Source organism: Streptomyces profundus, assembly GCF_020740535.1.
In the GTDB taxonomy this organism is placed as follows: domain Bacteria; phylum Actinomycetota; class Actinomycetes; order Streptomycetales; family Streptomycetaceae; genus Streptomyces; species Streptomyces profundus.
The window spans coordinates 6,510,267-6,528,327 of sequence record NZ_CP082362.1 but is presented as its reverse complement, the minus strand read 5'-3'; the positions used below and the strand labels follow the sequence as shown (position 1 = coordinate 6,528,327).

General features: G+C 74.1%; 15 protein-coding genes. 9 read left to right on the top strand and 6 right to left on the bottom strand.

Going from position 1 to position 18,061, the window contains the following annotated elements; genetic code table 11:
* Positions 1-150: 150 nt before the first annotated feature.
* Both K4G22_RS27555 and K4G22_RS27550 read right to left on the bottom strand, forming a co-directional pair.
* The gene (locus K4G22_RS27555; RefSeq protein ID WP_228083168.1) at positions 151-864 is read right to left on the bottom strand and encodes a GntR family transcriptional regulator; all 714 of its coding nucleotides are present in this window, start codon (positions 862-864) and stop codon (positions 151-153) included.
* A 122-nt stretch (positions 865-986) separates the two neighbouring features.
* Complete coding sequence (locus tag K4G22_RS27550) at positions 987-1,442, bottom strand: Lrp/AsnC family transcriptional regulator (protein WP_228083167.1); 456 nt, start codon at positions 1,440-1,442, stop codon at positions 987-989.
* A 134-nt stretch (positions 1,443-1,576) separates the two neighbouring features.
* On the opposite strand from K4G22_RS27550, the gene K4G22_RS27545 reads away from it, so the two are divergent.
* From K4G22_RS27545 to K4G22_RS27505, 9 genes are all read left to right on the top strand, one after another.
* Complete coding sequence (locus K4G22_RS27545) at positions 1,577-2,020, top strand: nucleoside deaminase (RefSeq protein WP_228083166.1); 444 nt, start codon at positions 1,577-1,579, stop codon at positions 2,018-2,020.
* A 320-nt stretch (positions 2,021-2,340) separates the two neighbouring features.
* Positions 2,341-3,477 (top strand): 1-deoxy-D-xylulose-5-phosphate reductoisomerase, encoded by a 1,137-nt coding sequence (gene dxr, locus K4G22_RS27540; RefSeq protein ID WP_322785141.1) that lies wholly within the window; start codon positions 2,341-2,343, stop codon positions 3,475-3,477.
* Between the two features lie 114 nt (positions 3,478-3,591).
* The gene (locus tag K4G22_RS27535; protein WP_228083164.1) at positions 3,592-4,137 is read left to right on the top strand and encodes a hypothetical protein; all 546 of its coding nucleotides are present in this window, start codon (positions 3,592-3,594) and stop codon (positions 4,135-4,137) included.
* Between the two features lie 20 nt (positions 4,138-4,157).
* Entirely contained in the window at positions 4,158-4,727 is a 570-nt protein-coding gene (locus K4G22_RS27530) for a SigE family RNA polymerase sigma factor (RefSeq protein ID WP_228083163.1), read from the top strand.
* Positions 4,693-5,406: a hypothetical protein gene (locus K4G22_RS27525; RefSeq protein ID WP_228083162.1), complete on the top strand. Its 714-nt coding sequence runs from the start codon at positions 4,693-4,695 to the stop codon at positions 5,404-5,406. The genes K4G22_RS27530 and K4G22_RS27525 overlap by 35 nt, the downstream gene beginning before the upstream one ends.
* Positions 5,407-5,750: 344 nt before the next feature.
* Positions 5,751-6,425 (top strand): lytic polysaccharide monooxygenase auxiliary activity family 9 protein, encoded by a 675-nt coding sequence (locus K4G22_RS27520; protein WP_228083161.1) that lies wholly within the window; start codon positions 5,751-5,753, stop codon positions 6,423-6,425.
* 208 nt (positions 6,426-6,633) lie between these two features.
* Positions 6,634-10,155 (top strand): CHAT domain-containing protein, encoded by a 3,522-nt coding sequence (locus K4G22_RS27515; RefSeq protein WP_228083160.1) that lies wholly within the window; start codon positions 6,634-6,636, stop codon positions 10,153-10,155.
* Positions 10,156-10,159: 4 nt separating this feature from the next.
* Entirely contained in the window at positions 10,160-10,810 is a 651-nt protein-coding gene (locus K4G22_RS27510) for a hypothetical protein (RefSeq protein WP_228083159.1), read from the top strand.
* Positions 10,811-11,455: an RES family NAD+ phosphorylase gene (locus tag K4G22_RS27505; protein WP_228083158.1), complete on the top strand. Its 645-nt coding sequence runs from the start codon at positions 10,811-10,813 to the stop codon at positions 11,453-11,455. It begins immediately after the preceding gene.
* On the opposite strand, the gene K4G22_RS27500 is transcribed toward K4G22_RS27505, so the two are convergent.
* Genes K4G22_RS27500 through K4G22_RS27485 form a run of 4 tightly spaced genes read right to left on the bottom strand, consistent with a single transcriptional unit; the run spans position 11,446 to position 17,973 of the window.
* Positions 11,446-12,018: an FHA domain-containing protein gene (locus tag K4G22_RS27500; protein WP_228083157.1), complete on the bottom strand. Its 573-nt coding sequence runs from the start codon at positions 12,016-12,018 to the stop codon at positions 11,446-11,448. The genes K4G22_RS27505 and K4G22_RS27500 overlap by 10 nt on opposite strands.
* Positions 12,015-14,036 carry an AAA family ATPase gene (locus tag K4G22_RS27495; RefSeq protein ID WP_228083156.1) on the bottom strand — a complete coding sequence of 674 codons (2,022 nt, stop codon included), beginning with the start codon at positions 14,034-14,036 and terminating at the stop codon, positions 12,015-12,017. Before K4G22_RS27495 ends, K4G22_RS27500 begins: the two co-directional genes overlap by 4 nt.
* Positions 14,033-15,700, bottom strand: a complete 1,668-nt coding sequence (locus K4G22_RS27490; RefSeq protein ID WP_228083155.1) for a hypothetical protein — start codon at positions 15,698-15,700, stop codon at positions 14,033-14,035. Before K4G22_RS27490 ends, K4G22_RS27495 begins: the two co-directional genes overlap by 4 nt.
* A complete protein-coding gene (locus K4G22_RS27485) occupies positions 15,697-17,973 on the bottom strand; it encodes a protein kinase domain-containing protein (RefSeq protein WP_228083154.1) in 2,277 nt (758 codons plus the stop codon). The genes K4G22_RS27490 and K4G22_RS27485 overlap by 4 nt, the downstream gene beginning before the upstream one ends.
* Positions 17,974-18,061 lie beyond the last annotated feature (88 nt).

Here is an 18,061-nt window from a genome sequence, read left to right as displayed (position 1 = left end):
GCGGGACAGCCCGTTGGGGAGGGGATGACCGGCGCGGCGATTCGTCCGCCATGTCCGTGTGTTGGCGGGTTTCAGGGCGCGCTGAGGGCAGGGGGGAGCTCCAGAGGGCGGTGGCGGAGGAGGAGCGGGGAACCTCGGGTCTCGGGGGTCTCAGTCCTGGTGCAGCGCCATCTGCGCGATGGCGTGGGCGGCGCGCCTCTCGACGACATCGAGGGAGTCCCCGATATGCCGGCGGAGCGCGGTGAGCGCCTCCGGCAGCCGCCCGGCGAGGACATGCTCGACGATGTCGAGATGTTCGACGACGGTCAGCTCGACGCGGTCCTCGGTGAGGTAGTCGTACATGCGCGCCGGCCGGATCCGGGCGGTGACGGACTCCAGCGTCTCGGTGAGCCGGGGGTTGCCCGACGAACGGAGCAGGGTGTGGTGGAACTCCTCGTCCCGGAGCACGAATCCGGGATCGGGCGCGGGCGGGTCGGCGCGCAGCGCCCGCCAGTGGTCGCGCAGCGGCTCCAGCAGAGCGGCGTCGTGCCGCACCCCGTCGGATTCCAGGGCACGGGCGATGCCCCGCAGTTCCACGGTGACCCGCAGTTCGTACAGGTCGCGCAGCTCGGCGAGGTTGAGCCGGACGGTGTAGAAGCCGTCCGGCGTCCGCTGGAGCAGTCCGTCGGCGACGAGCCGGACCATCGCCTCACGGACGGGGGTGCGGGACACGCCGAGCCGCTGGGCGAGGTGAAGCTCGATCAGCCGGCTGCGCGTCCCGAACTCGCCGCGCAGCAGCAGGTCACGCAGTGCGGCGTAGGTCTCCTCGCGGCGGTTGCGCCCGGCCCGCCGGGGCGCGGGCGCCCCGGTCGGCTGTGTCGACATCGGAGTATGCACGGCTGCATCCATAGCGGGGACCCTAAGCAGCCCCAGTTTCCCCGGCTTTGATCGCTTGTTTCCGCGCCGTTACGCACTCGGGGGCGCGGGGCCACCTCGCTCCCGGGGCGTCACGGTGCCCGGGGGCCCCGGTACGGAAGGGGCTCGCTGTAGACGATGTTGGTGGTCGTACCGCCGAACTGGGCCAACGCGTCCACGACCTGTTCCAGCGCCGGCATCGAGGGCGCGGCCACTTTCAGGAGGTAGCAGTCGTCGCCCGTCGTCCGCAGGCACTCCAGGATCTCGCGGCGCTCATCGAGCAGTTGGCGCAGTGGCTCATGGTGGCTGCCGGGGTACTTCAACCGGATCACGGCGAGGATCGGGCGGCCCACCCGGGCCAGGTCCACCCGGGCGCGGTAGCCGGTGATCACACCGGTCGCCTCCAGCCGCCGGACGCGTTCGGTGGTGGCGGAGGCGCTGAGACTCACCCGGCGGCCCAACTCGGTCAGCGGCAGCCGGCCGTCGTTCTGGAGTTCGGCGAGTATCGCCCAGTCCGTGGCGTCGAGGTTTTCGGGATTCTCGGTCATCTGCTGAAAGTACCGGCAGATCCACGGCGTGCGGGCGTGAACGCGGGGAGGGTCGCCTTCACATGGCGCCGTTCACCGGCCTAGATTGGGCGACCGTTCCCCTTTCCCCCGCCCACTTCCCGGGAGCTTCACCGATGATCGACACACATCAGACGGCCTTCCTGCGCCGGGCCGTCGGCCTGGCCGCCGAGGCCAGCGCCGGCGGGAACCCGCCCTTCGGCTCGCTGCTGGTGGGCCCGGAGGGAACGGTGTTGGCCGAGGAGCGCAACACCACCGTCACCGAACGGGACATCAGCCTCCATCCCGAGCTGAAGCTGGCCGTCTGGGCCGCCCGCGAACTCGACGCGGCGACGGCCGCGGCCACCACGATGTACACCAGTTGCCAGCCGTGCGGAATGTGCGCGGGCGCGATCGAGCGGTCGGGGCTCGGCCGGGTCGTCTACGCGCTCTCCACCGAGCAGTTGGGGGCGCTCAAGCCCCCGTCCACGCCCCCGGCACCGCCCTCCCCCGCCTTCGCGTCGGACGGGCCGTATCTGCTGGCGGAGGCCAGGGTCCCGATCGAGGGCTACTACACCTGACCGCCGAAATCGCCGCACCCCGTTGTGCCACGTATTCTCGAACAGCCCATTTCCTCGTGGGAGCGGAGCAATTCGAGGCCCGAGACGCTTTCCCCGTTTACCGACCGGCCTGGCACTCCTTTCCTGTTTGAGAGGCAAGATGCATTTCTGCTGAATTTTCGGCATCGCAGCTCTGCTACACTCGCGCCCTTGCCAGGGCGGGGGCGTGGGCCTAGAAGAGTAGTTCCACAGGATGCGTCCGCACTCGATGTCGAGGGGTTTATATGCGAACGGTCGTGGTTCTGGGTTCCACGGGGTCGGTCGGTACTCAGGCCCTGGATGTGATCCGGCGCAATAGGGATCGATTCTCCGTCGTCGGCCTCGCGGCCGGCGGAGACCGTGTCCAACTGCTGGCCGAACAGGTCCTGGATATGCGGCCTTCGGTGGTCGCCGTCGCCAAGGAAGCCGCCGCCGGGGCCGTGGCGGACGCCATCGCGGCCGAGGCGGGCAAGCGCGGCCTGACGGCCGGTGAGTGGGCGCCGCCGAGGATTCTCCGTGGCGCCTCCGGAGTCGAGGAGATCGCCGCCGCCCCCGCCGATGTGGTGCTCAACTGCGTCACCGGCGCCCTCGGCATCGCCGCCACCCTCGCCACGCTGCGCGCCGGCACCACACTTGCCCTCGCCAACAAGGAATCCCTCATCGTCGGCGGCGAGTTGGTGAAGCGCGAGGCGCGCCCCGGGCAGATCGTCCCGGTCGACTCCGAGCACTCAGCGCTGGCGCAGGCGCTGCGCGGCGGCCGGCGCGAGGAGGTCAGCCGGCTCGTGCTGACCGCCACCGGGGGCCCGTTCCGTGGGCGCGGGCGCGCCGAGCTGGAGAACGTGACGGTCGAGCAGGCTCTGGCCCACCCGACCTGGAGCATGGGCCCCGTGATCTCCATCAACTCGGCGACGCTGGTCAACAAGGGCCTGGAGGTCATCGAGGCTCATCTGCTCTTCGACATCGCCTACGAGGACATCGTCGTCATGGTCCACCCCCAGTCGATCATCCACTCGATGGTGGAGTTCTCCGACGGCGCCGCCCTCGCCCAGGTGAGTCCGCCGGACATGCGCCTCCCGATCTCGCTCGGCCTGACCTGGCCGGACCGGGTCCCGGGCGCGGCGAAGGCGTTCGACTGGACGCGGAGCCAGACCTGGGAGCTGTCCCCCCTGGACTACGACGCCTTCCCCGCCGTCGCGCTGGCCCGGCAGGTCGGCGACGTCGGCGGCAGCGCGCCGGCGGTGTACAACGCGGCCAACGAGGTCTGCGTCGACGCCTTCCTGGCCGGCCGGCTGCCGTTCCTCGCGATCGTGGACACGGTGGCCAAGGTGGTCTCGGAGCTGGGGGACTCCTCGGCCGGCAGCCTGGAGGACGTCTTCGCCGCCGACGCCTGGGCCAGGAAGCGCGCCCAGGAGCTGGGAGCCGAAGCCGCGACGCGCTGAACGCGGCCGGCACGCCCCGCCGGCGCCGCGAAGAAGTTCCGGGCGGACGGATAGGTTCCGCCGTCCGGCCACGTCTGAGTCTTGACCGAACAACGCGAAGCCCGTGGAGGGTTCATGACTGGACACAAGACGCTCAGGCGCGCCGTACTCGCCGGCACCGCTGCCGCCGCCGCGATGGTGGTGCTGCTGCCGCAGGGGGCCCAGGCCGGCGGGATGGACCTGATCGAGGTCGACCCCTACGAGGCCGTGGTGATCAACGACGCCTTCGTGATGGGTCTGCTGCCCGAGGGCGACCAGAACTACGTGGTCTCCTCGCCCGACTCGTTCGACGAGAACGTCGAGGCCGCCAAGGGCTTCCCCGGCAGCCAGATCCTCCCCGACAGCATCGGCGTCGGTGTCTATGGCGAGGACGACGAGATCATCCTGATCGAGGGCGTCTGGCGGCTCGACGAGGGCGTGCCGTTCATCACCGTCACCCCCGAGGGCCAGGACTGGGGCTACGGGGCGCAGCCGGTGGCGCTGGAGGATGAGGACGGCTGGGGCACCTTCTACTTCGACCCGGCCGCCTGGGACGTCGTGGGCGTCGACTCCTACACGATCACCGCGAGCGACGCGGACGGAGAGGTCTTCGACGAGCTTGAGGTCTCCCTGAACTTCTGACGCGACCTCAGACGAAGCCGATGACTCGTGCACCCGAAGCCCAGGACGCCGACTTCAGGACCTTCGCGGTCAGCAGGTGGCCCAGGCTGCTGCGGACCGCGTACCTGCTGACCGGTCACCACCATGACGCGGAGGACCTGGTCCAAGTGGCCCTGGTCAAGGCGTACGCACGGTGGGACCGCTGCGTACGGGCGGCCGATCCGGACGCCTATGTGTGGCGGATCATGATCAACGCCCATCGCGACCGGATCCGTGGGCTTCGGGTGTTCGAATGGCTGACGACCCGGTTCCCGGAGCGGACCGCCCGGGACCGGGTCGAACCGCTCCTCGCCCGAGACGTGTTATCGGCCGCGCTGCGACGCCTCCCGCCTCGGCAGCGCGCCGCCGTCGTGCTGCGCTATGTCGAGGACCGCAGCGAGACCGAGGTCGCCGCGCTGCTCGGCACCCGGGTGGGAACGGTGCGCAGCCGAACCGCGCGGGGTCTGGAGAAGCTGCGCGCCGATCCGACGGTCGTGGACCTGCGGCCACCGACAAGGGGAAAGGAGGCGGCTGACCGTGCCGAAGCGGGAGAGCGAACCGGACTTCGCTGACGAACTACGCGGGGCGGCCGAGGCGTTGGACGTCGGGCCGGCACCGGTCGACGAACTGATCCGCCGGGGCCGGGCGCTCCGGAGGCGGCGCCGCCGGCTGGCGGTGACAGGCGCGGCGTCGGCCGGTGTGCTGGCGGCCGGGCTGGCGGCCGGCCTGGCCTGGACCCCCGTCGGCCCTGGCTCCGCCGACCCCGCGCCGCCGGCCGGCCGGACGTCGCCGCCGTTCCCGGACGACGACGAACGCCGGGAGGTACGCCCCTACGAACGGCTGGCGATCAACGACGCCTTCGTGATGGGTCTGCTGCCCGAAGGCAACCAGAACTACGTGGTCTCCTCCCCCGCGTCCTTCGACGAGGACATGGCGGCGGCCAGGGGCCACTTCGGCGACAACCTCGGGCCGCGCAGCGTCAGCGTCGGCTACCAGGCCAACGACGGCGACGTCCTCCTGATCGACGGGGCCTGGCGGTTGGACGAGACGCCGGCGCGGATCCTGATCGAGCCCGAGGGGTGGGGAGACCCCCTTCCGGCCACCCTGGTACAGCTGGCCGGGGAGTCCGACTGGGGCGTCTACTACCTCGACGCCGGCCGCCATCCGGGCTTCCCCGGCGAGTTCCGGGTGGTCGCCTACGACGCCCAGGGCGAGGTACTCGCCGAGAAGGACGTGTCCAGCTTTTTCTAGGGCACGTCGTTGGGATCTTGTCGGATCAGCCTGCGGCTCCCCCGGCCCGGCGGCTGGGAGGTGCCCCCATGACGCGGTGGATCGCGGGGCTCCGGATGGCGGCTCGCCCGTCGGGTCCCCCGGACGAGGTCCGGGTCGCGAGCCCGGGAGGATCCCCACGACGCGCCCCGGGGCACCATGCCGCCGGTGTCGCGCGGCTTCGCGCGCCCGCGCGGAGGGCCCGCCGACCTGCCGTCTGTTTCAGCGGTGTGTCGGCGGGTAAGGTCCGGTTGAATTTGGGAGCGCTCCCAACCCGGAAACGCATCACCTTCCCCACCCCCTTCCGGAAGACGGAGACCGCAACGATGTATGCAGACACCCCCACACGGCGCTGGACCCTGCGCGTGATCACCCCGGTGCTGGCGGCCATCATCGGCCTGATCGCGCTGTTCCTGAGCCCGTGGAGCGACACGGCCAAGGCGCACGGCTCGATCGTGGACCCGGCCGGCCGCGCCTACGGCTGCTGGGACCGCTGGGGCAGCGACCACATGAACCCGGCCATGGAGCAGGAAGACCCCATGTGTTGGCAGGCGTTCCAGGCCAACCCCAACACCATGTGGAACTGGATGAGCCTGTACCGGGAGAACCTGGCAGGGAACTGGGCGGCGATCCCCGACGGCAAGCTGTGCAGCGCCGGTGACGCACAGAGCGGCCTGGCCACCTCGCTCGACAACCCGGGTCCCTGGACCCCGACGAACGTCGGCAGCGACTTCAGCGTCCACCTGTACGACACGGCCAGCCACGGCGCGGACTTCTTCGAGGTCTATGTCACCAAGCAGGGCTACGACCCGACCACCCAGGCCCTCGGCTGGGGCGACCTCGAACTGGTGGAGACGACCGGGGCCTACCCGCCGGCCTCCGACATCACCTTCGATGTGAGCGCCCCGGGGCGCAGCGGCCACCACATCGTCTACACCATCTGGCAGGCATCGCATCTGGACCAGACGTACTTCATCTGCAGCGACGTCAACTTCTCCTGACCGCACCACGGTTGAGGGACGCTGAGGAGCGCGCCCGCCGGGCCCCTGGCCCGGCGGGCGTTCGCGTGTCGGGACGGGGGGCCGAACTGGGCGTTGACTGGGCGTTTTCCGTCGGATCCCGCGCACGCGCGGATGAGGGCCCGGGGAAACGGCCAGGATGAATGCGGAGCACGGAAGCCAGGCGCGGGAGCCGGGGAGGGATGAACGGATGGACGAGGAGCTGGCGCACGCGCTGGAGCGAGCGGACCGGATGTTGCCGTCGATGGACCCGGAGAGGACGTTCGGGTCCCCTCGGCGCGAGCCGACGACGTCCGCGCAGCTGGACCGGACTCTCGGTGAACTGGCTCACGCCGAGCGGGAGTTGTCCGACAACGCGGCCCATGCCGCGCTGGTTCGAGCCCGGCTCGGCTGCCTCTACGGCAAGCGGTATCTGGGCGGGACCGGGACAGCCGGGGATCAGCAGGAGGGGATCCGGCTGCTCCGTGCCGCGCGGGAGGTGGCCGGGCCAGGCGGGCTGACGGAACGGGAGCGGCTGCGGGCGGCGTTGGTGCTGGCGACGCTGCTGCTGCCGATGCCGCAGCCCGCGCCGGGCGGCGGCGTGCCGGAGTTCGAGCGGGTGGTGACGTGGGGGGTGCGCGCCTCGCAGAACGCCCCCCGGCTCAGAGCGGATACCGCGGAGGCGGACCGGCTGCTCGGCGAGTTGGAGGCGGCTCGGCTGCCGGAGCCCCTGCCGAACGAGGTCGCCCGGCTGCGCGCGGTGCTCCGCTCGTTGTCCTCGTTCGCGCTGCTGGGCGATCTGCCGGGTCTTACGGGCTTCGGCGAACGGCTGTTGCGGGAGCGGCCCGGGCTGGGCGCCGGGGGCGACATGATGCGGGCGGTCCTGGGCATGATGCGCGGGAAGCCGGCCATCCCGCCGCCCCCGGCACAGCCGGAGCAGCCGACGGGGACGCCCCAGAGCGAGACGGCGCTGGCGATGGAGGCGGCGGCGATCTCGCTGATGGGCGAGGTGGCCTCCCCCGGCCTGGTGGGCACGGAGCGGCTGGGTGAGCTGATCGCCACCTTGCAGTCCTCACCCCAGATCGCCGGCGACCCGCTGGGCGCGAACGCGGACCGGGGGATCGGCGCCATGGGCGAGGCCATGATGGCGATGCGCACCGGGAACACCGATCTCGTCGACCATGCGCACGAACTGCTGGGCCGGGTCGCCAAGGACCTCCCGGAAGGCCATGAGCTGGCCCTGGCGATGCGCGCCGTGCAGGGCGTCCTGCCGTCGCTCGGGGTGCACACCCGGGGGAACCTCCAGGACGAGGCCGAATCGGCGCGCCGGCTTGAGGCGTTCGCCCCCGAGCCGATCCGGGACGTCGCCGCGCTGCCAGGAACGCCCGACGTCCGTCGGCTGACGGTGATGGCCAGGGCGACGTTGCTCACCCTGCGGCTGCGGCGGATCTTTCTGAGCCGGGAGGCTCACACGGCCGAGGTGGAGGAGCATCTCGCCGAGCTGCGCCGCCTGGTGGAGCAGACGGACGAGCGGGACGAGATCTTCGGACCGATCGTCGCCCAGCTGGTCTTCGCCCATCTGCTGCGCGCCGCGCGGCGGGGCACCGTCGAGGACGCGCGCACGGCGGTGGGCCTCGTCGAGCGGCTGCGGGAGAACGAGGCGGCGCCACGGTTTGTGCACCAGCTGCTGGAGATGCTCTGGCCCGTGGTGTTGGCGGCCTGCGCCATCCTGGAACGGGATCCGAAGCGGCTGCTCGACGTGGTGGAGCGGGGCAGGGCGACGCTGGGGACGTCCGTGCCGATGGCGGCGAGCCAGCGGGCGATGAGCCGGGGAGCGCTCGCCGAGACGCTCGGCACCCATCATCTGTTGACCGGGGATCGGCGGAGCCTGGACGAGGCGATCGTGGAGATGCGCCGGGCCAGGGAGGAGCTGGCCGAGGACGTGGACAACCACGCCGCGCGGCTGCTGCTTGAGTCCCTGGCGCGGCTGCACGGGGAGCGCGGCGATCCGGCGGCCGGCGACCGGGAGGCGGCGATCGAGGCCGGGTTCGCGGCCCTCTATGTGACGGCCGACGATGTGCTGATGCAGCTGGGCGCCGAGCACGGTCTTGAGATGGCGCGGGGCGGGGCGGAGCAGGCGCTGCGAGTGGCGGGGTGGGCCGTCGCCGAGGGCGATCCGGCGGAGGCGGTGCGCGCCCTTGAGGTCGGTCGGGCGCTGGTGCTGCGTGCGGCGGCGGCGTCGGTGGGGGTGCCCGAGCAGTTGGCGGCGCTGGGCCGGCACGAGTTGGCCGAGGAGTGGCGGCGGGGTGTGCCGCCTGGCAGCGGTGGCTCGTCGGTCCACGAGGGGCTTTCGGCGGCGCTGCTCGCCGAGGTCGAGGCGGGCGCGCCGATGCCGAGCCGGCTGCGCCGGCGGGCGCTGGACGCGCTGCGGCCCGGGCGGGAGGGGCGGCGGACGCTGCTCTCGGTTCCGGCGCTGCCCGAGCTGGTCGCCGGGGTCGAGGCATCGGGGGCCGACGCGCTGGTGTATCTGGTGCCGGGCCGGGGCGAGGAGGACGGCGCGGCGCTGATCGTCAGGCGGTCGGGGGACGGGGGCGCGGGGGGCACGGGGGTCCTCCCGCTGCCCGGTCTCGCCGGCCCCGGGCGGCGGCCGTTGGACGCCTATCTCCAGGTCGCCGCCCGGCGTTCCTCGGCGCGTTCGCCGGCCGCCGACCGTGCCTGGGAGGCGGCGCTCGATGATCTGTGCGTCTGGGCCGGCCCCGCGGTGGTGGCGCCGCTGCTGGATCGGCTGGCGGCCGACGGCGTCGCCAGCGCGCCCACCCGGGTCGTGCTGGTGCCGTGCGGGAACCTGGGCGTGGTGCCCTGGCATGCCGCCCGGTTGGCGTCGAGGTATGCCTGCCAGGTCGCGGTGTTCAGCTACGCCGCCTCGGGGGCGCAGTTTCTCGACGCCATCGGGCGGACCCGGTCGGATCCGGGGGCGCGTCCCGTGCTGGTCGCCGATCCCCGTCTCGATCTGCTGTGGGCGGGCGACGAGGTCACCACGCTGCGTTCGGCGTTCTACGAACGGGCCGCGCTGTACGGGGAGTTCGCGATCGAGCCGGCCGAGGAGCCGCAGGGTGCGGGCACTCCGGACGAGTTGCTCGCCGTCCTCCCCGGGGCGCCTCGGGGCGGCGAGCCGGCGTCGCTGCTGCATATCGCCTCGCATGGCGAGGCCGGTGCGCGTCCCACCGTCTCGGCGCTCGTCCTGGCCGCCCCGGAGGGGGCGGCGGACGACGCGGGGCTGCTCACGGTCTCCCGGCTGCTGGACCGGCCCGGTGGTGTCGCCGCCGGCGAGCCGGGGCCGCTGGTGGTGCTCAGCGCGTGCGAGACGGACCTGAGCCGCCGGGACCACGACGAGGCGCTCACCCTGACCACCGCGTTCGTGGCACGGGGAGCCACGGACGCGGTCGGTTCCCGGTGGACGACCAGGGACGGCGCTTCCGCGCTGATGATGGCCGTGTTCCACCACCATCTGGCGGTGGACGGGTTGGCCCCGGCGGACGCGCTGCGCGCGGCGCAGCTGTGGATGTTGGATCCGGCGCGGCGTCCACCGCCGGGCGTCGAGGGGGAGTTGGCGCGGGAGGCGCGCCAGCCGTTCCTCGACCGGGTGCCGGTCTGGGCGGCGTTCATCCATCAGGGCAGCCCGCGCCCCGGCGGCGTCGGGGAGTTCGGGGGCAGCGGCGAGGAAGGGGAGTGAACGGGTGGACGCCGAGGAGCTGATCGGCCTGCTGGCCCGCCAGCGGGACCATCTCAGGGAGAACCTGACGCCCCAGGCGCAGGGCGATCTGCTGGACGCCGTCGGCGCGTTGCGGCGGGCCGGTGGCGACGAGCGGGAGCGGCGGCGCGCGCTGAACCGGGTGCGACGGGTGCTGTTGACGCTGCCGTTGGACAGCCAGGTGCGGGAGGAGGTGGACAACGGGGTGCGGCTGGATCCGGGCAGCTCCGTGGTCGACGCGGCGCGGGTGGACGAGCTGCTGCGCCTGCTGACGCCCCCGGGGGAACAGGACGGGACGGACGACGCCGCCACCTGGGAGATCCTGCGGGCGGCGCATCGGCGGCTGCTGGCCGCGCCGTCCCGGCCGGCGCCCGGCGCACAGGAGGGGCTGATCCGGCTGCCCGATCCGGAGCGGGGCGTCCGCTGCCCCGAGTTCCAGTTCGGCCCGGACGACCGCCCGCGGTCCGTGGTGCGGCGGGTCAACGCGCTGCTGCTGGCCGACGAGGATCCGTGGGGCGCCGCCGACTGGTGGTTGGGCGGGAACCGCTGGCTGGAGGGGGTCCCGGCCCAACTCGTCGGCGAGATCCCGGACACGCTGCTGATCGAGGCGGCGCGCGCGCTGGTGGAGGGGGACTGAATGCCCGCCTATCCGCCGCCCCGCGGGCTGACCCCGAACCTGACGGAGCTGCCGGCCGGCACGGAGCTGTGGCGCTGCCACCGCAGCCGCTACCAGGCGACCGGCTTCAACCCGGTCAGCGTGCACACCCACTTCGGGGGGAACCGCTTCGACGGCACGACCGACGATCCCTATCCCTATCTCTACGCGGCCGACGAGCCGGCCACGGCGCTGGCCGAGGTGTTCCTGCGGTCGCTGGCGTTCGGCGGCCCGCACGGCGAGCGGCTGGTCCCCCGGGCGCAGGCCGACGGCTACGCCCTGTCGCGGCTGGCCACCACGGCGCCGCTGAGGCTGATCCGGCTGGTCTCGGAGGAGGACCTCGCCCGCATCGGCCAGGACTCCTGGCTGCTGGAGGCGGAGGGGCCCGGCGCCCCGCAGACGCGGTACTGGGCGCGGGCGTTGCGCCGCGACGCGCGGGGGGCGCACGGCATGGTGTGGCAGTCCCGCCGCCGCAGGTCGGGCCTGGCCTACGTGCTCTTCGGCGACCGCTGTGCGGAGAGCGCGGTCAAGGCGGAGCCGACCGTGACCCATGACCTGTCCACGGCGGCGGGCCGCCGCCGGGCGAACGCCTGGCTCGCCCCGCTGCGGGCCGCGATTCACCCCTGACCGTGGAGGCGGATCGTGCCGCGCACCCGGCGGCCGAGGCCCAGCTCGTCGTGGTCCCGCAGGCGGCGGGGCTCGGTGGGCTCGACGCGCCGGCCGTTGATCCAGGTGCCGTTGAGGCTGCCGGTCCCGGTGCCGTCGGCGACCCAGGCGGTGCCGTCGTGGTCCACCGTGAGGGTGGCGTGGCGGCGGGAGACGCCGGGCGCGCCGGTGAGGCCGGGCGCGGTCGCCGGGGCCCAGGCCGGGTCCCGGCCCAGCCGCAGCGGGCGCCCAGGCCCGGCGACGGCGCGCAGGCGCGGGGCGTCCAGGGTCAGCACCAGATGGACGCGGGGGCTGGTGCAGATCGGGCAGGGGGTGACGCCGCCGGGCACGGGGTGGTCGCAGTTCCAGCAGGGCGCGGCGGCGGGCACGGCCGCCGGCGGTTCCTCGGCGGGGGCGGCTTCGTCCGGCGCCTCCGCCGGACCCTCGTCGTCGGGGAACGGCTCGTCCCATTCGTCGTCCCAGCCGTCCCAGCCGTCCCGTTCGTCCCCGCCGTCGCGTTCGTCCCGGCCGTCGCGTTGGCTCATGGCCGGGTGGGGCGCCGGATGTCCAGGCGGAGCCGCACGGTTCCGTCCCCTCGCTCGTCCACCGAGGTCACCGTGACGACGCTGTGCTCCGGCAGGTCGCCCGCGTCGAAGAGGGCTCTGGCCAGCGGGTTGACCAGCGCGGTCTCCAACTCGTTGCCGATGCCGCGCCCGCCGTTGTCCAGCCGCGCGGTGCAGCGCCCGGCGAGCCGTCGCCGCGCCTCCGGGTCGAGGCGCAGTTCGAGGCGTTGGTCGTCGCGGAGTCGGGCGGCGATATTGCCGATCTGGAGGTCGAAGATGCGGTGCGCCACCTCGGCGCCGATGAAGTCGAAGACCACCACGTTGCCGCCGAGCCGGTTCATCAGCTCGGGGCGGCCGACCACCTCGGTGAAGTGCCGTTCGACGTTGGCGTGCACGGTCGCGGCCAACGCGTCGTAGGGCGTGCCCGGTTCGACGACGCGCCGTTTGAGGCCCGTCGTCGGGTCCTCGGTGAGGACGCCGAGGTTGGAGGTGAAGATGATGACGCACTCGCTGAAGTGGGTGGTGATGCCCTGTCCGTCGGTGAGCCGGCCGTCCTCCAGCACCTGGAGGAACTTGTCGAGGACGCCCTTGTCGGCCTTCTCGATCTCGTCGAAGAGGACGACGCGGAACGGGTCGGTGCGGACCGCGCTGGTCAGCTCGCCGCCGGCCTCGTAGCCGACGTAGCCGGGCGGGGCGCCGACCAGGCGGTCGGCGGAGTGCGGCGCGGAGAACTCGCTCATGTCGAACCGCAGGCACGCCTCCGGACTGCCGAAGAGCACGGTGGCGACGGACTTGGCGAGCTCGGTCTTGCCGGTGCCGGTCGGCCCGGCGAAGAACAGCACGCCCCGCGGCCGGTGCCCGGGGTTGGCGGCCTGCGCGCCCGACAGGCCGAGGGCGGCCCGCTTGAGGATGTCGGTGGTCTTGACGACCGCCGGCTCCTGTCCCTTCACCCGGGAGCGGATGAACTCCTCCCCCGCACGGATCCGCTCCCTGACGTGCCCCCGGCGCCAGGGGTTGTCCTCGACGCCGAGCCGGTAGACGCGGACGGCGTCCGGCATCCGGGTCAGCGGCCAGGCCCGGTCGGCGGCCAGCCGTTCGCACTCGCGCATGGCGCGCAGCGTGAGCCCGTCGGCCGACCTGGCGAACTCCTGGACGGCGCGCGTCACCTCGGGCCCCAGCGGGGTGGCGGCCGGAGCCGGTGGGTCGGCCGGCTTGCGCAGGCCCGGCGGGAGCGGGTCGGCCGTGCCGGCGGCCTCGGCGAGCCGGATCCTGGCCAGCCGGCCGCGCTCCTCCAGGTCGGGCAGCGGCACCCCGATGGTGCGGACGCGGTCGCTCCCCGAGACCAGCCAGATGGGCAGGTCGCGTTCGCCGTCGGCCAGCCAGATCACCGGGTTGTAGAGGTCCCGGCCCGTGGTGGGGTGGGTCAACGGCGTGACCTCGTCGGCCAGTTTGAGGCAGCCGAGGAAGAAGTCCCGTTCGGCGTCGCTGAGTCGGTTGACGTCGGTGGGGATTCTCGCCGCGTAGTCGATCAACAGGGCGAGCCGCTGCGGGGGTTCGCTCTCCAGCGCCGTCGGCTCGGTGCGGTCCGCGCCCTGCCGGGGGCGGCGGGGCGCCTCGGCGCCGGTGGCGACGGCGCGCAGCAGCGGGCCGAGCTCGTCAAGACGGGGGCTGCGGTCGGCGCGCAGCAGCCGGCCGCGGTAGCGGCGGCCGACCCGGCCCCGGCCGAGGAGCCGCTCGACGTCGGGCAGGGCGCTGCCGGGGTGGACGGTGAAGCCGTCGACGGCGTCGTAGCGCACCAGGGCGCCATAGCCCCGGTGGCGGAGGATGTGCCAGAGCAGCCCGGCCATGTCCGTGGTGCGGTCGCGGCCCCGGTGGACGACGAGGTAGTCGTCGCGGACATTGCCGTGCAGCACGAACTGGGCGTGGACGGCGAGGGTGGCGTCCACCTCCTCGGCGAAGGAGGGCAACCGCCGGTCGGCCGTCTCGCTGGTCCTGGTCACGGGCGCTCGTTCCCCTCACCGTGGGTGCGGTGCCTGGCCCTCGGGCCCGGCCGGTCGTCGCGGGCCCGGGCGGGATGCGCGGCGTGGCGCGGGCGGCGGCCCTCGGCGTCCGGGTGGCGGACGCCGGCGACGGGCCGCCCCTCCTCGTAGCTGACGTCCAGCGGGAAGCCGGCCCGCTCCGCGGCCTCGGCCAGCGCGGCGAGGTGGGTGCCGGCCTCCCGGCAGCGCGCGTGGTCGAGCGCGCGGGCCGCGTCGGTGTCCTCGTGGTGCTCCCTGATCCGGTGCATGGTCAGCATGCGCAGCACCCCCGCCCGGTCGACGACCAGGCGCAGCCAGTGCTCGCCGCCCCAGTCGCGCGGTGCCCACTCGATGTGCCGAATGCCGGGCGCCACCTGAGTGTCCGTCACCCCCGCCTGGTCGCCGGCCTGTTGCTCCAGGGTGCGGTGCAGGAGTTGGCCGACGTAGAGGCGGGTGAGGGCGGTCTCGCGTTCCGCGACCCGGCTGGCGATCTCGGCGCGCTGCCTCGGGGTCACCGGGGCGCCGCGCGCCACCGCCGCTTCCAGGACGGCGAGTTCGGACGGCGGCACCGGCGGTGGCGCGGCGCCGTCCGGCAGCTCGGGCAACGGGTCGCGCAGCACCCGGAGTTGCTGGGCCGCCCACTCGGCGGTCTCGCGGCGGTCCTGGGCGCGCCAGTTGGCCGCGTAGGCCAGGTCGCGTGCCTCGGCGAGATGGCGGGACGCCGCGACGGGGCGGGCGGGGGCGAGCTCGACGGCGTGGCCGATCGCCGTCTCGATTCGGGCGAGTTCGGTGGGCGGCACGTCCAGGTCGAGGCCGGCCAGCAGCTCGGCGCCCAGCTCCGCGGCGCGTTCGGCGGTCACCACATCGGTGTCGGGCGCGGCGGTGTAGGGGGGCAGCGCGGCGCCGGCGGCGGCCTCGCCGTCGGCGGCGGCGTAGGCGGCGAGGGCGCGTTCGCGGCGCTCGCGCACCCGGGCCGCGCGGTGTGCGGCATCGTCGTCGCGGCCGACCACCCGCAGCGTCGGCGAGGCGGCGCGCAGCGTCCGGAGGGCGAGCGCGGACTCGGCCGCCCGCACCGCCAGGTCGGTCTCGGCGAGCCACGCGTGCACCTGGGAGATCCGCAGCCCGGTGGGGTCGAGCGCCGCCGGCAGCGGCGGCGGCTTCGGTCCCCCGCCGCCGGGGCCCGGGCCGGCATCCGGTCCCGGGGCGGTCGCCGTCCTGGCCCTGAGGGTGTCGATGCGCGCGTTGGCCCGTGCCACGGCGAAGATGGCGTCCCGCCACACCTCCTCGACGCGGCGCGCCTGTTCGCGGTCGGCGAGGAGTCCGCGCCGCGCCTGCTCGGCGCGCAGGGCGGCGTCGGCGAGCATCCGGGTGCCCGTCATCGCGGCCCTGGCGGCGAGCAGCGCCCCGCTGAGCGCGCCGAGGCCGATCAGCGCGGCCCCGGCGAGTTCGAGGAGCTGGTCGGCGACGGCCTCGCCGAGCTCGCCGGCCGATGGCAGGTCGAGCGACGGCAGCTGGACGGACGGCACATCGACGGCGGGCGCGTCGAACGACGGCGCCTCGAAGGACGGCGCGGTGGCGACCGGCGGCGGGTAGGCGACGTCGGGCACGACGAAGAGGATGTCGGGGATGGCGACGCCAAAGCTCATCGCGGCCTCCCGAGCGCGGTGGTGGACGGGGCGTCGAGCCGGCGCCAGGTCCACCAGCCGACGGCGAGCACCGTGGCGAGTGGCCAGAGCCAGGCGACGGCGGTGACGGTCGTGACGAGGAGCGCGACCACGCCGGCGAGGGCGACGGCGCCCAGCAGCCGGTTGCGGCGGGCGAGCCGCGCCAGTGGGGCACCGCCCTCGACGAGCCGCCCGGCGAGGGAGCGGCGCGGATGGTAGGCGAGGGCGCCGATGCGGAAGGCGGCCAGCAGTTCGAGGGCCAGGATCGCGGCGAGGCCGGGGACCGCGCCCGCCCAGGCGAGGACGACGCTCTCCTGCGTGGCGAGCCCGGCGACATCGGAGACGCCGATGAGGAAGATCCACGGGAAGGTCACCGCGACGGCGCCGGCCGCCGCCCAGCCGAGCGCGACGGGCCGTTGCTGGACGTTGAGCCAGGCCACGGCGTGCAGATAGTCGGCGTCACGCCGGCGCCCCTCCTCCCGTGCGCGCCGCTCGGTTCTCGCCGCCCACGCCTCCTCCTCGGCCAGGCCGGCGAGTTGGTCGGCCAGCAGCAGCCGCAGCGGGTCGCGGCGGTCGGCGACCAGCCAGCCGAACCAGGGGACCGGTTCGGGCAGCCGCCGCAGCCGGCGGGTGGCGCGCCCGTCCAGCAGCGCGCGGCAGCGCTCGGGGGCCGCCGCGGTGTGGAGCAGTCGCGCGGTGAGGCGCGCGTCGGTCGCGGTCAGCTCAGGGTGCTCGCGCAGGCGTCGGCGCAGGGTGGGGAACTCGGCGCCCAGCGCGTCCACGGCGGGCCGCCAGCGCCGCAGCGCCTCCCGCCACGCCGTGTCGACGGCGGTCAGGCCATGGCCGCCGGGGCGGGCTTCGAGGAGCGGGAGGATCGCGTCCCGCGCCAGGTCCTCGACGACGGACCTGGCGCGTTCGTCGTCGTCCTCCTCGGCGCGGGCCGCGAGGTCGGCGAGGCCCAGGGCGGGGTCGACGGCCTCGCCCCTGAAGGTCGGTTCGAGGGGCGGCGCCAGCCAGCTGATCAGCCGGACCTGGGTGGTGGGGCCCGGTGCCCGTTCCAACAGGCGAAGGAGCGCGTCGAGTTCCTCCCTCGCGGCCTCGTCGTAGCGGGGGGCGGCGGCGAACTGGCGCAGCCAGTCGGTGAACGCGTGGCGGGTGCGGCGCCGGCCGAGGGCTCGTTCGGTCTGCCCCCAGTAGGTGTCGAACGCCATGCCCAGCTCGGCGGGGTCGGTGAACTCCCGCCCCATGAAGGGGAACGGCGTCACGGTGCCGCCCGTGGCCCGTTCGGGGGGCGGCCAGTCCCTGAGGTCGATGGGCGGCGAGCCGCCGGCCAGCCACTCGGCGACCTGGTCACCGCTCCAGCGGGTGTCGGGATCGCGGGTGAGCAGGCCACGGCAGAGAGCGTGCAGCCTGGGGTCGGTGACCAGCGACAGCTCGGGCGGCCTGGCGGACAGCTCGATGGGGACATAGGCCCCGTGGGTGTGCCGCACCGGGTGGGCGCCGCCCGCGAGTTCGGCGACCACCATGCCGAGCGACCACCAGTCGTCCGACGGATGGATCAGCTGGTGGTGGAGCGCGGCCTGGGGTGAGAGGTAGGGGTAGGTGCCGCCCCAGGGGGCGTGCTCGGCCGGCCAGGGGGATGTCGCCGCCGCGCCGGGTGGGCGGGCCCTGGCGCCGGGGCCGGACGGCCGGGCGGCGAGGGAGAAGTCGACGAGCGTCAGCCGGGGGTCGGCCGGGTCGAGGGAGCCGAGCACGATGTTGGCCGGCGTCACATCGCGGTGCACGAAGCCATGGGCGTGGAACGCGCCGAGCGCGGCGTGGAGTTGCTCGACGACCGCGCGCACCAGCGGGGCGGGGGCCGGCCCGGGGCGGGCCCTGCGGTACTGGTCGAGGTCGGTGTCGCCGAAGGACGGCGCGATCTCGTAGGGGTGACCGTCCGCATCGCCCGTCTCCGTCAGACGGGTGGTGTGTGGGAGGCGTCGGGTGCGCAGCAGCCGCAGGACGTCGGGGTCGGGCGGCATGGCGCGGTCGTACCACTTCACCACGTGATCACCGCCCCCGCCGGCCGGCGTCTCCTCGGCGCCGGCGCCCCGGCCGGTGCGCAGGACGCGGAAGACGGCGGCCTGCCCCGGCCGGGTGGGGGTCCGCAGCACGTCGGTGAGCCGGAACCGGCCCCTGAGCCGGTGCGGAAGCCGGGTGATGTCGCCCCGGGCCTCGCCGTCCGGCGGCGGCTCGTATTCCGTGGGATCGGTCATGGTGGCCCCTCCCTCATTCCCCATCACTGTGGCAAGGGACTGGCAGCGTAACGGCGAATTCCGCGCGCTCTCCGGTGCGTTCCCGGGC

Coding starts and splice junctions, on each gene's coding strand:
- K4G22_RS27555 (WP_228083168.1), bottom strand. CDS start 864: ATGTCGACACAGCCGACCGGGGCGCCCGCGCCCCGGCGGGCCGGGCGC.
- K4G22_RS27550 (WP_228083167.1), bottom strand. CDS start 1,442: ATGACCGAGAATCCCGAAAACCTCGACGCCACGGACTGGGCGATACTC.
- K4G22_RS27545 (WP_228083166.1), top strand. CDS start 1,577: ATGATCGACACACATCAGACGGCCTTCCTGCGCCGGGCCGTCGGCCTG.
- K4G22_RS27535 (WP_228083164.1), top strand. CDS start 3,592: ATGACTGGACACAAGACGCTCAGGCGCGCCGTACTCGCCGGCACCGCT.
- K4G22_RS27530 (WP_228083163.1), top strand. CDS start 4,158: ATGACTCGTGCACCCGAAGCCCAGGACGCCGACTTCAGGACCTTCGCG.
- K4G22_RS27520 (WP_228083161.1), top strand. CDS start 5,751: ATGTATGCAGACACCCCCACACGGCGCTGGACCCTGCGCGTGATCACC.
- K4G22_RS27515 (WP_228083160.1), top strand. CDS start 6,634: ATGGACGAGGAGCTGGCGCACGCGCTGGAGCGAGCGGACCGGATGTTG.
- K4G22_RS27505 (WP_228083158.1), top strand. CDS start 10,811: ATGCCCGCCTATCCGCCGCCCCGCGGGCTGACCCCGAACCTGACGGAG.
- K4G22_RS27500 (WP_228083157.1), bottom strand. CDS start 12,018: ATGAGCCAACGCGACGGCCGGGACGAACGCGACGGCGGGGACGAACGG.
- K4G22_RS27490 (WP_228083155.1), bottom strand. CDS start 15,700: ATGAGCTTTGGCGTCGCCATCCCCGACATCCTCTTCGTCGTGCCCGAC.
- K4G22_RS27485 (WP_228083154.1), bottom strand. CDS start 17,973: ATGACCGATCCCACGGAATACGAGCCGCCGCCGGACGGCGAGGCCCGG.